The sequence below is a fragment of the Roseomonas nitratireducens genome, from assembly GCF_017813355.1.
Lineage (GTDB): Bacteria > Pseudomonadota > Alphaproteobacteria > Acetobacterales > Acetobacteraceae > Neoroseomonas > Neoroseomonas nitratireducens.
On sequence record NZ_JAGIYZ010000003.1, the window covers coordinates 124,141 to 136,397 of the forward strand.

Annotated in this window: 11 protein-coding genes; 9 read left to right on the plus strand and 2 right to left on the minus strand. The window is 71.0% G+C overall.

Annotation, left to right across the window (positions count from 1 at the left end):
* The first annotated feature begins 24 nt into the window (after positions 1 to 24).
* The 7 genes from J5Y09_RS04965 to J5Y09_RS04995 all read left to right on the plus strand — a co-directional run bounded on the left by J5Y09_RS04965 (position 25) and on the right by J5Y09_RS04995 (position 7,626).
* The gene (locus tag J5Y09_RS04965; RefSeq protein ID WP_209350644.1) at positions 25 to 2,415 is read left to right on the plus strand and encodes a xanthine dehydrogenase family protein molybdopterin-binding subunit; all 2,391 of its coding nucleotides are present in this window, start codon (positions 25 to 27) and stop codon (positions 2,413 to 2,415) included.
* A gap of 98 nt (positions 2,416 to 2,513) precedes the next feature.
* The gene (locus J5Y09_RS04970; protein WP_209350645.1) at positions 2,514 to 3,305 is read left to right on the plus strand and encodes an FAD binding domain-containing protein; all 792 of its coding nucleotides are present in this window, start codon (positions 2,514 to 2,516) and stop codon (positions 3,303 to 3,305) included.
* A gap of 107 nt (positions 3,306 to 3,412) precedes the next feature.
* Entirely contained in the window at positions 3,413 to 3,817 is a 405-nt protein-coding gene (locus J5Y09_RS04975; protein ID WP_209350646.1) for an AtzH-like domain-containing protein, read from the plus strand.
* A gap of 5 nt (positions 3,818 to 3,822) precedes the next feature.
* Positions 3,823 to 4,473, plus strand: coding sequence for a 2-hydroxychromene-2-carboxylate isomerase (locus J5Y09_RS04980; protein WP_209350647.1), 651 nt, complete (start codon positions 3,823 to 3,825; stop codon positions 4,471 to 4,473).
* A complete protein-coding gene (locus tag J5Y09_RS04985; protein WP_209350648.1) occupies positions 4,470 to 5,732 on the plus strand; it encodes an NAD(P)/FAD-dependent oxidoreductase in 1,263 nt (420 codons plus the stop codon). The genes J5Y09_RS04980 and J5Y09_RS04985 overlap by 4 nt, the downstream gene beginning before the upstream one ends.
* Before the next feature lie 117 nt (positions 5,733 to 5,849).
* Positions 5,850 to 6,623 (plus strand): cold-shock protein, encoded by a 774-nt coding sequence (locus J5Y09_RS24225; protein WP_342451411.1) that lies wholly within the window; start codon positions 5,850 to 5,852, stop codon positions 6,621 to 6,623.
* A gap of 163 nt (positions 6,624 to 6,786) precedes the next feature.
* Positions 6,787 to 7,626 (plus strand): flagellin, encoded by an 840-nt coding sequence (locus J5Y09_RS04995; RefSeq protein WP_209350649.1) that lies wholly within the window; start codon positions 6,787 to 6,789, stop codon positions 7,624 to 7,626.
* A gap of 100 nt (positions 7,627 to 7,726) precedes the next feature.
* Here the strand turns inward: J5Y09_RS04995 and J5Y09_RS05000 are convergent, their stop codons facing one another.
* A complete protein-coding gene (locus tag J5Y09_RS05000; protein ID WP_209350650.1) occupies positions 7,727 to 8,476 on the minus strand; it encodes an aspartate/glutamate racemase family protein in 750 nt (249 codons plus the stop codon).
* A 61-nt stretch (positions 8,477 to 8,537) separates the two neighbouring features.
* On the opposite strand from J5Y09_RS05000, the gene J5Y09_RS05005 reads away from it, so the two are divergent.
* Both J5Y09_RS05005 and J5Y09_RS05010 read left to right on the plus strand, forming a co-directional pair.
* On the plus strand, positions 8,538 to 9,530 hold the full coding sequence (locus J5Y09_RS05005; RefSeq protein WP_245216850.1) for a Bug family tripartite tricarboxylate transporter substrate binding protein: 993 nt from the start codon (positions 8,538 to 8,540) through the stop codon (positions 9,528 to 9,530).
* Position 9,531: 1 nt separating this feature from the next.
* A complete protein-coding gene (locus J5Y09_RS05010; RefSeq protein ID WP_209350651.1) occupies positions 9,532 to 10,395 on the plus strand; it encodes an alpha/beta hydrolase family protein in 864 nt (287 codons plus the stop codon).
* 78 nt (positions 10,396 to 10,473) lie between these two features.
* Here J5Y09_RS05010 and J5Y09_RS05015 read toward each other — a convergent pair whose 3' ends face one another.
* The gene (locus tag J5Y09_RS05015; protein WP_209350652.1) at positions 10,474 to 12,249 is read right to left on the minus strand and encodes an ABC transporter ATP-binding protein/permease; all 1,776 of its coding nucleotides are present in this window, start codon (positions 12,247 to 12,249) and stop codon (positions 10,474 to 10,476) included.
* Positions 12,250 to 12,257 lie beyond the last annotated feature (8 nt).

Below are 12,257 nucleotides of genomic sequence, written 5' to 3' on the forward strand. Positions count from 1 at the left end.
TCCCCAAGGGAGAGGCAAACGACCATGAACGTGGTGACCCCGTTCGAAGGCATCGGCGCGAGCGTCCGCAGGAAGGAGGATTTCCGCTTCCTCCAGGGCCGCGGCGCCTACACGGACGACTTCAACCGCCAGGGCCAGTTGCACGCCTGGATCCTGCGCAGCCCGCACGCGCATGCGCGGATCAAGGGCGTGGACACCAAGGCCGCCGCGGCGATGCCCGGCGTCGTCGCGGTCTTCACCGGCGCCGACATGGCGCGCGACAACATCGGCGGCCTGCCCTGCGGCTGGCAGATCCACAACAAGGACGGCTCGCCGATGGCCGAGCCGCCGCACCCCGTCCTCGCCGTCGACAAGGTCCGCCATGTCGGCGACCCGGTCGCCGTCGCGATCGCCGCGACGCGCGAGCAGGCGCGCGACGCCGCGGAAGCGATCTCGGTGGACTACGACGTGCTGCCCGCCGCGGCCAGCATGGACGCCGCGCTGAAGCCCGGCGCCGCGCCGATCCATGACGGCGTCGCCGGCAACCTCTGCTACGACTGGCATATCGGCGACAAGGCGGTGGTGGACGCGGCCTTCGCCTCGGCGGCGAAGGTGGTCAGCCTCGACCTGGTGAACAACCGCCTGATCCCGAACGCGATGGAACCGCGCGCCGCACTTGGCGAGTTCGACCGCACGACGGGCGAGTACACGCTGACGACGACGAGCCAGAACCCGCACGTCATCCGCCTGCTGATGGGTGCGAACGTGCTGCACATCCCCGAAAGCAAGCTGCGCGTCGTCGCCCCCGATGTCGGCGGCGGCTTCGGCTCAAAAATTTACCACTATGCCGAGGAGGCGATCGTCACCTGGTCGGCCGGCAAGCTCGCCCGCCCGGTGAAGTGGACCGCCGACCGCAGCGAATCCTTCATGTCCGACGCGCATGGGCGCGACCATGTGTCGCACGCGGAACTCGCGCTGGATGCGGATGGCAAGTTCCTCGGCCTGCGCGTCTCCACGCTGGCGAACATGGGCGCCTACCTGTCCACCTTCGCCCCCTGCGTGCCGACCTACCTCTACGCCACGTTGCTCGCGGGCGTGTACACGACGCCGGTCATCTACTGCGAGGTGAAGGCCGTCTTCACCAACACCGTGCCCGTCGACGCCTATCGCGGCGCGGGCCGGCCGGAAGCGACCTTCCTGCTGGAACGGCTGATGGACGTGGCGGCGCAGGAGACGGGCATCGACCGCGTCGATCTCCGCCGGCGCAACTTCATCCCGAACGACGCCTTCCCCTACCAGACGCCGGTGGCGCTGCAATACGACAGCGGCAACTACCACGCGACGCTGGACGAGGCGCTGAAGACCGCCGACTGGGCGGGCTTCGAGGCGCGTCGCGCGGAATCGGCCAAGCGCGGCCGGCTGCGCGGCATCGGCATCTCGACCTACCTCGAGGCCTGCGGCATCGCGCCCTCGGCCGTCGTCGGCAGCCTCGGCGCGCGCGCCGGGCTGTATGAGGTCGGCACGATCCGCGTCCATCCCACGGGCAGCGTCACCGTGCTGACCGGCGCGCACAGCCACGGCCAGGGGCATGAAACCACCTTTGCCCAGCTTGTCGCCGACAAGCTCGGCGTGCCGACCGCGCAGGTCGACATCGTCCATGGCGACACGGCCAAGGTGCCCTTCGGCATGGGGACCTACGGCTCGCGCTCGCTCGCGGTCGGCGGCTCGGCGATGATGAAGGCGATGGACAAGATCATCGCCAAGGGCAAGCGCATCGCCGCCCACCTGATGGAAGCGTCCGTCGACGACATCGAGTTCGACCGCGGCATCTTCCGCGTCGCGGGCACGGACAAGACCAAGGCGCTGGTGGACATTTCCGTCGCCGCCTACGTGCCGCACAACTACCCGATCGAGGAACTGGAGCCCGGCCTCGAGGAGACCGCCTTCTACGACCCCAAGAACTTCACCTATCCGGGCGGCTGCCACATCGCGGAAGTCGAGATCGACCCGGAGACGGGCAAGGTCTCGATGGTCAACTTCACCGCGGTGGACGATGTCGGGCGCGTCATCAACCCGATGATCGTCGAAGGCCAGGTGCAGGGCGGCATCGCCCAGGGCATCGGCCAGGCGCTGCTGGAAACCTGCGTCTACGACGCGAGCGGCCAGCTGCTTTCGGGGTCCATGATGGACTACACCATGCCGCGCGCGGACGACCTCGCGCCGGTCTCGGTCGCCACCCACACCACGCTCTGCACGCACAATCCGCTCGGCGTGAAGGGCTGCGGGGAAGTGGGCGCGATCGGCTCGCCGCCGGCCGTCATCAACGCGGTGGTGGACGCGCTGCGCGACTACGGCGTGCGGACCCTGGACATGCCGGCCACGCCGGCCAAGATCTGGCAGATCATCAATGGCGGCCGCAGGGTGGCGGCGGAATAGGGACAGGATCGCCGGCCGATCGCCGGAGGGCCAGGCGGCGACCCCGCCACGGCCCGGAGGCGTGAATCGGCCGGCCAGCGAGGCAAGGAGCACGAACGATGTATGATTTCGCCTACCACAAGCCGGCCAGCGTCGCGGATGCCGTGAAGCTTCTGGCCGATCCGGACGCCAAGGCGGTCTCCGGCGGGCACACGCTGCTGCCGGCGCTCAAGCACCGGCTCAACAAGCCCTCCGCGCTGGTCGACCTCTCGGGCATCGCGGAACTGAAGGGCATCAAGCGCGTCGGCAACGCCATCGTCATCGGCGCGCTGACCCGCCATGTCGAGGTCGCGACCAGCGCCGAGGTGGCCGCCGCCATCCCGGCGCTCGCCTACCTTGCCGGGCATATCGGCGACGTGCAGGTGCGCAACCGCGGCACGATCGGCGGCTCGGTCTCCAACAACGACCCGGCGGCGGACTATCCCGCGGCCGTGCTCGGCCTGGGGGCGACGGTGCACACCTCCGCCCGCAAGATCGCGGCCGACGACTTCTTCCTCGGCATGTTCACCACTGCGCTCGAGCCGAACGAGATCCTGACCGCGATCGAGTTCCCGATCCCGGAAAAGGCCGGCTACGCCAAGATGAAGAACCCGGCGAGCCGCTACGTCATGGCCGGCGCCTTCGTCTCCAAGGGCGCGGGCGGCGTGCGCGTCGCGATCAACGGCGCCGGCCCCTGCGTGTTCCGCCAGGCGGACATGGAAAAGGCGCTGTCGGCCAATTGGTCGGCGGACGCCGTCGCGGCCGTCAAGCAGGCGGCCGACGGGCTGAACGCCGACATCCATGGCAGCGCCGAGTACCGCGCGCATCTGGTCACCGTGATGGCCAAGCGGGCCGTCGCCGCCGCGGGCTGACCACCCGCCGCATCCGGCTGGAAAGGGGCTGGCCTCGCGCCGGCCCCTTTTGCTTTCGGGCGTCCCGCGCTGCATGCTGGCCCCGGGAAGGCCGGGAGTCGCACCGCGTGGACATCGACAACCCCGAGACGATCGCCGAGGCCCGCGCGGTCTTCGACCGCTACGAGGCCGCGATCGCCGGCAACAACACGGAGGTGCTCGACGCCTCCTTCTGGCCGGATCCGCGCACGGTGCGCTTCGGCGTCACCGAGATCCTGTATGGCATCGAAGCCATCCGCGCCTTCCGCGCCACGGTGAAGTCCTACGCCGCGCGCGTGACGCGAAAGGTGCACATCACCGCCTTCGGCCGCGACTTCGCCTGCACGCATCTGGAATACGAACGCGTGGGCACCGGGCTGATCGGGCGGGAGACGAAGATCATGGTGCGCCTGCCCGAACATGGCTGGCGCGTCGTCTCGGCCCATGTCTCGCTGCTCGCGGGCCATGATCCCGGCCGCACGCAGAAGGGATGACGCCGATGGGCCAGACCGTCGAGTGCTTCTACACCCTCTCCAGCCCCTGGATGTATTTCGCGGGACCGCAGCTGACCGACATCGTCCGGCGCCACGGCGCGACGCTGGTGCTGCGGCCCTACGATTTCCGCCTGGTGATCAAGCACACCGGCGGCATCCCGCTGCGCACCAGGCCGGAGCCGCGGCAGGACTACCACGCGCTCGAGCTCGACCGCTGGTCGCGGCACCTGAAGATGCCGATCAAGCTGAAGCCGAAGCACTACCCGCCGACCGACCAGCGCCAGGCCGGGCGCATGGTGATGGCCGCGCAGGCGCGCGGGATGGACGCGCAGGCGCTGTCGCACGCCATGCTGCGCGCGCTGTGGGTGGACGAACGCGACATCGCCGACCCCCGCGTGCGCGTCGCCATCGCCGGGGAGGAAGGCCTGCCGGGCGAGGCCCTGCACCGGGAGGAGGAAAGCCAGTCCGTCATGGCGGAATGGGACCGCAACAACCAGGATGCCGTCGCGCGCGGCGTCTTCGGCGCGCCGACCTTCTTCTGCGGCGACCTCTGGCTCTGGGGGCAGGACCGGCTGTTCTTCCTCGACCAGCACCTGGCCGGCGTCGCGGTGCAGTCCGGCCCGTCCAAGGTCATCGGCAAGACCCGCGCATCATGAGCCGCCACGTCGTCGTCATCGGCGCCGGCATCGTCGGCGCCTGTTCCGCCGTGGAAGCGCTGCGGCGCGGCTTCCGCGTGACCATCGTGGATCCCGCCGACCCGGGCGGGGAACAGGCGGCCTCCTACGGCAATGGCTGCTGGCTGAGCCCGATGTCCGTCATTCCCCCCGCCGTGCCCGGTCTGTGGAAGAAGCTGCCGAAATTCCTCAGCGACCCGCTGGGGCCACTCGCCATCCGCTGGTCCTACTTCCCGCGCGTGGCGCCCTGGCTGCTGCGCTACCTCGCCGCGGGTTCGACCTGGGAGAAGGTGGAGGAGGCGGCGCGCGCGCTGCGCCCGCTGGTGGTCGACGCGCCCGCGCTGCACAAGGCGCTGGCCGACGAAGCCGGCGTCGGCCACCTGATCGAGCGCCGCGGGCTGATCTACATCTACCCTTCGCGGGCCGATTTCGAGGCCGAGGCCAAGGCCTGGGAGATCCGCCACAAGGTCGGCGTGCGCTGGCTCGAACTCGATGCCGACGAGCTCCGCCAGCGGGAGCCCGAGCTCGACCGCCGCTACACCTTCGGCGTGATGGTGGAGGAAGGCGGCCACTGCACCGATCCCGGCGCCTATACCGCCGCGCTCGTCGCCCATGCGGTCGGGCAGGGGGCGACGCAGCTTCGCGCCCGGGCGACCGGCTTCGCGATCGAGGCCGGGCGGCTCAAGGCCGTGCGGACCGACCAGGGGGATGTCGCGGCCGATGCCGCGGTGATCGCCGCCGGCGCCTTCGCCAGGCCCCTGGCCGCCGCGGCGGGGGATGCCGTGCCGCTCGAGACGGAGCGCGGCTACCATGCCGAGCTGTCGGCGCCGGAGGTCTCCCCCCGGCACGGGCTGATGCCCTCGGACGGCAAGATGTCGATCATGCGCACGCAGAACGGGCTGCGCTGCGCCGGCCAGGTGGAGATCGCGGGGCTCGATGCGGCGCCGAACTGGCAGCGCTCGGCGATCCTGCGCGACCACCTGCTGCACTGCTTCCCCGGCCTGCCGAGGGACCTGCCGGCGGAGCGGGTGAAGGTCTGGATGGGCCACCGGCCTTCGATGCCCGACGGCAAGCCCTGCCTGGGCCCGGCCAGCGCGACGCCGGACGTGATCCATGCCTTCGGCCATGGCCATACCGGGCTCGTGGCCGGGGCGCGGACGGGGCGGGTGGTGGCGTCGCTGCTGGCGGGCGAGGCGCCGGAGATTTCGGTCGCGCCCTTCGACCCGCGGCGCTTCGCCTGACCACCCCCAGTCGTGTCGCGGCGATTTTGCTCGCTTTGACCGGGCGGCAATGCCATTGTGACATACAGCGACCCTGCATCCCGCAGGCTCGCTTGTTTTGCGTGGACCTGCAGGAACGTGTCTGAATTCGAGAACCAGGGTGGCTCCGGGCCCATCGAGGCCGAGGTGAAGTGGTACAACAGCCGGAAAGGCTTCGGCTTCGTCCTCGGACCCGACGGCAATGATGTCTTCTTCCACGCCTCGGCCCTGACCGAGGCTGGGATCGAACCCCCCGATACCGGCGACAAGCTGGTCTGCGAGATCGGCACGGACCGCCAGGGCCGGCGCCTCGTGACCCGGATCGTCGAGCTGAAGCGCGGCGAAGGCGGTGGCGCGGGCGCCCGTCCGCCCCGGCGCGACTTCGGCGGCGGCGGCGGCTTCGGCGACCGTCCCCCGCGGCGCGACTTCGGCGACCGTCCCCCGCGCCGTGACTTCGGCGGCGGTGGTGGCTTCGGCGGTGGCGGCGGCGGCTTCGGCGATCGTCCCCCGCGGCGCGACTTCGGCGACCGTCCCCCGCGCCGCGATTTCGGCGGCCCGCCGGGCGGTGGCTTCGGTGGCGGCGGCGGCGGCTTCGGCGACCGTCCCCCGCGCGCCTTCGGCGACCGTCCGCCGCGGCGCGACTTCGGCCGCGACGAGGGCGGGCCGACCTACGACGTCAACGGAACGGTCAAGTGGTTCGACCAGGTCCGCGGCTTCGGCTTCGTGACGCCGGACGATGGCGGGCAGGACGTGTTCCTGCACTCCTCCGTCCTTCAGCGCGTCGGCCGGCAGGACGTGCAGCAGGGCGAGAAGGTCGCCCTCGAGGTCCGTGACGGCCAGCGCGGCCGCCAGGCCGTGAACATGAAGGGGTAACCACCCCCGGCGTAGGGAAGGCCCCGCGGCGCTCGCCGGCGGGGCCTTCTTTTTTTGGACGGCCTGCGTTTTTTCCCGGCCCGGTTAGCAATCCCTTCATCTTCCCCCGGCACATTGGGGGCGTGCCACGGGAATATCCCGTGCGAGTGAAGGGAAGATCCCGATGAGCCTCAATTCGGTGAACACGAATCTCGGCGCCATGGTGGCGCTGCAGTCGCTGAATCGCACCAATGAGGCGCTGAACGCCACGCAGAAGCGCGTCTCGACCGGCTTTCGCGTCTCGGACGCGAAGGACGACGGCGCTGCCTTCGCCGTGGCCCAGTCGGTGCGCGCCGATGTCGCGGGCCTGACGGCCGCGAACGAGCAACTCGGCGGCGTGAAGGGCGTGCTCGACACCTCGCTGGCCGGCCTGCGCAAGGTGTCCGACACCATGATCAAGGTGCGCGAGACGCTGGTCCGCCTGGCCGACGATACGCTCAACGCCGACCAGCGCGCGCAGTACGAAGCGCAGTATGGGGCGCTGCGCACCCAGATCCAGAACTTCATCGCCGACGCGACCTATAACGGCCGCACCCTGTTGAGCACCGACACGGCGGCCGGCGGCGGCGACATCGTCACGACCCGCAACGAGGCCGGCACCACCTACACGCTGACAGCCGTGGACGCGGCCGGCACGCTCGTCGTGGCCGCCGCCCCCACCACCGCGGCCGGCGCCCAGGCGGCGATCGCGGCGGGCGGCGACTGGCAGACGATCAACACCGGCATCGCCGACGCGCTGAACCAGTACGGCTCGGATGCGCGCTACGTCGATGCGCAGGTCGGCTACAACCGGGAGAAGCTGGACGCGCTCGAAGGCGGCCTCGGCGCGCTGATCGACGCGGACCTCGCGAAGGAATCCGCGCGCCTCCAGGCGCTGCAGATCCGCCAGCAGCTGGGCACCCAGTCGCTGTCCATCGCGAACCAGGCGCCGCAGTCGCTCCTCAGCCTCTTCCGCGGCGGCTGATCCAGGCGCGACGGCGTCGCGCGCGACCGCGCGCGCCGGATCATTGTCATGCGCCATCGCGCGCGAGGGCTCGTGGCGATGCGCCGCGGCCCCGCTCGCGTCAGGCGAAGCGGCGCGGCCGCAGCCCGGCGTGGAACCAGGAGATCATCGAGTAGATGTCGTAGACCGGCAGGCCGATCTCCGCCTGCAGCGCCGCCGCGTAGGGCGGCATGTTCGTGCATTCCAGCACGATCGCCCCTACCTCCGGATGCGCGGCCACCAGCGCGCGGCCGGCATCGAGGATGTCCTGCTCCGCCAGTGCGACATCGAGGTCGTTCTTCGCCGCGGTGATCAGCACGCGGAAGAATTCCCGCCCGCCTTCCGTCCCCACCACCGGCGTGTCGAGCGGAACGCCCGCCGCTTCCAGATGCGCGGGCGTCAGCGATCCCTTGCTGACCGTGATGACGCCCACGCGCTTGCCGGGCGGCAGCGTCGCCTGCACCCAGGGCACCTGCATCAGCGACGACGTCGCGACAGGCACGCCGACCGCCGCAGCCATCTCCTTCTGGAACAGGCTCAGGAAGCCGCAATTGGTCGTGATCGCCTCGGCGCCGAGGTCGACGAGGTCGCGCGCCGCGTCGACGAAATCCTGCAGCAGGCCCTTGGCACCCTGGAGCACGACGCGTTCCGGGCTCGCCCCGCGCACCACGCGGAACAGCACCGGGAAGGGCCAGGTCTCGCCATTGCCCATGTCGCCGGGGATGCGCGGAAAGCGCGCTTCCAGCATCAGGATGCCGAGCGGCGCGCCATAGATGGACTTCCCGCCGCGCGCGATCCGCGCGAGGTTCGGGGCAGGGGAGGGTGCGTTCATGGCAGATGAGGCTAGCATGGCCCGTCCGCCCGCCCACCCCATGCCGAGGAGACCGGGACCCATGCTTCGACGCACCCTTCTCGCCGCCGCCGCGCTCGTGGCCGGCTTCGCCACCGCCGCCCCCGCGCAGGAGGCGCCCTGGCCGTCCCGCCCCGTCACGATCATGGGCGGCTTCCCGAACGGCGCGGGCACCGACATCTACGCCCGGCGCCTCGCCGACCCGCTCTCCCGCGCCCTAGGCGTGCCGGTGGTGGTGGACAACCGCACGGGGGCCGGCGGCAACATCGGCTCGGACCTCGTCGCCAAGGCGCGGCCGGACGGCTACACCTTCTACCTCGGCACCGCGGGCACGCATGCGATCAACGCGGCGCTGTACCGCACGCTCCCCTTCGACGTGATCCGCGACTTCACCCCCGTGGTGCTGCTCGGCGACGTGCCGAACGTGCTGATCGTGAACCCGGAGAAGCGGCCGAACCTGCGCAGCTGCCAGGACGTGCTGGCGGCGGCGCGGGTGCGCCCGCAGGCGGTCTCCTACGGCTCGACCGGCAATGGCGCCTCGACGCATCTCGCCGGCGCGCAATTCGCCACCGCCGCGCGGCTCGACCTACTGCACGTGCCCTTCCGCGGCCAGCCGGGCGCGATGGGCGCGCTGCTGTCCGGCGACACGGACCTGTTCTTCAACCAGACGGGCGCGGCCATGGGCCCGATCCGCCAGGGCCAGGTGCGACCGCTGGTCGTGATGACGCGCGAGCGCCTCGCCGCGCTGCCCGATGTCCCGACCGTGGGCGAGGCCTGCGGCCTGCCGCCGATGGACACCTCCACCTGGTACGGCATCCTGGGGCCGGCGAACCTGCCGGAACCGGTCGTGCGGCGGATGAACGCCGAGGTGAACCGCATCATCTCGACGCCCGAATTCCGCGACTGGCTCATCAACAACCAGGCCATCACGCCGCCCGTCGCGCCGAACACCCCCGAGCAGTTCCGCGACACGCAGCGCGCCGACGTGGCGCGCTGGGCGGAGGTGGTGCGGCAGTCGGGCGCGACGGTGGACTGAGATGCGCCGGCGCGGCCTGCTCCTCGCAACCCTGGCCGCGCCCGGGCTGGCGCGCGCCGCCATCCCCGCCGGCGCCTTCCGCATCGAGGTGCCGGAGGCCGGCGGCGCGACGCCGGCGCCCATGCCGGTCTGGGGCCTGCGGCCCCAGGGCTGGGCGACGGATGGGCCGGTGCTGGTCGTCATGCACGGCGTGCAGCGCGACGCCGACCGCTACCGCGACGAATGGCGGGAGATCGCCGAGCGGCACCGCGTGCTGCTGCTGGTGCCGGAATTCTCGCGCGAGAAGTTCCCCGGCACGCGCTGGTACAATTTCGGCAACCTGCAGGACGATGAGGGCCGGGCGAGCCCGCCCGCATCCTGGGCCTTCCCGGCCTTCGACCGCGTCGTCGCCGCCGCGATGCGCGGGGCCGGCGCGACGCGGAGCGGCTTCGTGCTCTACGGCCATTCGGCCGGCGCGCAGTTCACCCATCGCTACATGCTGCTGACCGGCGCGCCGCGCGCCGAGGCGGTCGTCGTCGCCAATGCCGGGTCCTATACCCTGCCGCGCTTCGACCGGCCCTTTCCGGAGGGTTTGGGCGGCACCTCGGCCGATGCGGCGACGCTGCGCGCGGTCTTCGCGCGCCCGATCGTCCTGCAACTGGGCGAGGCCGACACCGACCCCAACCACAGCAGCCTGCCGCGCCAGCCCTGGGCGATCGCACAGGGCAGCCACCGCTTCGCGCGCGGCTGGAACTTCTTCGACGTGGCGCGGCGCGCGGCGGCGGAGATGGGCGCGCCTTTCGCCTGGCGCGTCGCGACCGTGCCGGGCATCGGGCATTCCAACGGTGGCATGGCGCAGCACGCCGCGCGGATGCTGTTCGGCTGAAGGCCGGGGGGAGAAGGGAACTTCTCCCCACTGGACTCTCCTCAACCTTCTTTGTCCGTTGGGGGCAGACCTTGCCTGTCAGTTCCCAACAGACAGAAAAGGGAGGGGGCTCGGGGGAGGTTCTCCTCCCCCGACCTTCAATGTCTTTTCTTCCAGCCGCATCGCCCGGTCGTGGAAGGCCGCCACCGCCGGACGGTGCGCGATGGACAGGATGGCGCTGCCAGGCAGCCTTTCCCGCAGCAGCCGGTAGAGCCGTTCCTCGGCGGCGGTGTCGAGGCTCGCCGTCGCCTCGTCCAGGAACAGCCAGTCGGGCTTGAGCAGCAGCGCGCGGGCCAGGGCGAGGCGTTGCTGTTCCCCGCCGGATAGCCGCTTGTCCCAGCTGTCGGCCTCGTTCAGGCGCGGCACCAGATGCGGCAGGTCGGCCGCCTCCAGCGCCTCGGCCACCGCGGCGTCCGCGAAGCCCGCCTCGTCCTCCGGGTAGCAGACCGCGCGCTTGAGGCTGCCGAGCGGGATGTAGGGCCGCTGTGGCAGGAACAGCGCGCGCCCGGTGGCGGGCAGCGCGATCTCGCCTCCGCCGAAGGGCCAGATGCCGGCGATGGCGCGGAACAGGGTGGACTTGCCCGAACCGGACGCGCCGGTCAGCAGCACGGCCTCGCCGGGCCGGATCTCGGCGCGCCCATCCGTGAGCAGCACGCGCCCATCGGGCAGGGCGAGCGTGACGCCCTTCAGCGACAGCGCCTCAGCATCGCCCTTGGCCGCGCGAGGGCCGCCCTCGGCGGCCCGGGCCAGCGCGACCGCGCCGGTGAAGCCGGTCAGGCGTTCCACCGTCGCGCGCCATTCGGTCAGCCGGGCGTAGTTGTCGACGAACCAGGACAGCGCGCCCTGGACCTGGCCGAAGGCGCTGCTTGTCTGGATCAGCCCGCCGAGCGGGATGCGCCCGGCGAAATAGGCCGGCGCGGCGACCACGATCGGGAAGACGATCGCGACCTGCGAATAGCCGGCGGTGAAGAAGGTCAGGCGCTTGGTGGCCGTCATGATCAGCCACCAGTTCTCCATCAGCGCGCGGAAGCGCTGCGTCAGGCCGCGCTTCTCGTCCGCCTCGCCGCCATGCAGCGCGACGCCTTCGACATTCTCGCGGAAGCGCACCAGCGCGTAGCGGAAATCGGCCTCGACCTTCTGCTGGGTGAAGTTCAGCCCGACCAGCGGCCGGCCGATCAGGTGGGCGAGCCACGTGCCGGCCAGCGCGTAGAGCAGCGCGACCCAGACCATGTAGCCCGGGATGTCCACGCCGAGCACGTTGAGCGGCCCGGACAGCGACCACAGCACGATGACGAAGGAGAACAGCGTGACGACGGAATTCATCAGCCCGAGGCCGAGCGTGAGCGTGTCGTCCACGAACATGCGCGCATCTTCCGAGATGCGCTGGTCCGGGTTGTCGGTCAGCGGGTCGGTCAGCGACATGCGGTAGTAGGCGCGGCCTTCCAGCCACTGCGTCAGGTAGACCTCGGTCAGCCAGCGCCGCCAGCGGATCTGCAGCGCCTGGCGCAGGTACAGCTGGTAGACCGCGATCAGGATGTAGAGCGCCGCGACGATGCTGAAGGACGGCAGGAAGCCCTCCGCCTCCGTCGTGTGCCAGGTGAACAGCAGCGCGATGAAGGCGTCCCAGTCCTTCTGCTCCAGCGCGTTGTAGAAGGCGCGCTGCCAGTAGGTGAGCAGCACCGTCATGCCGACGAGGGAGAGGTTCAGCGCGACGACGACGGCGAGCAGGCCGCGCGCCTTCCAGCGGTCCTCGCTGCTCCAGTAGGGGCGGGCTAGCGCCCAGGCATCGCGCAGGAAGGGGCCGAGGCGGCGCATGTCGTCTC

Excerpts from the sequence above, each read along its gene's own strand:
- J5Y09_RS04965 (WP_209350644.1), top strand. The coding sequence starts at position 25 with ATGAACGTGGTGACCCCGTTCGAAGGCATCGGCGCGAGCGTCCGCAGG.
- J5Y09_RS04970 (WP_209350645.1), top strand. The coding sequence starts at position 2,514 with ATGTATGATTTCGCCTACCACAAGCCGGCCAGCGTCGCGGATGCCGTG.
- J5Y09_RS04980 (WP_209350647.1), top strand. The coding sequence starts at position 3,823 with ATGGGCCAGACCGTCGAGTGCTTCTACACCCTCTCCAGCCCCTGGATG.
- J5Y09_RS04985 (WP_209350648.1), top strand. The coding sequence starts at position 4,470 with ATGAGCCGCCACGTCGTCGTCATCGGCGCCGGCATCGTCGGCGCCTGT.
- J5Y09_RS04995 (WP_209350649.1), top strand. The coding sequence starts at position 6,787 with ATGAGCCTCAATTCGGTGAACACGAATCTCGGCGCCATGGTGGCGCTG.
- J5Y09_RS05000 (WP_209350650.1), bottom strand. The coding sequence starts at position 8,476 with ATGAACGCACCCTCCCCTGCCCCGAACCTCGCGCGGATCGCGCGCGGC.
- J5Y09_RS05005 (WP_245216850.1), top strand. The coding sequence starts at position 8,538 with ATGCTTCGACGCACCCTTCTCGCCGCCGCCGCGCTCGTGGCCGGCTTC.
- J5Y09_RS05010 (WP_209350651.1), top strand. The coding sequence starts at position 9,532 with ATGCGCCGGCGCGGCCTGCTCCTCGCAACCCTGGCCGCGCCCGGGCTG.
- J5Y09_RS05015 (WP_209350652.1), bottom strand. The coding sequence starts at position 12,249 with ATGCGCCGCCTCGGCCCCTTCCTGCGCGATGCCTGGGCGCTAGCCCGC.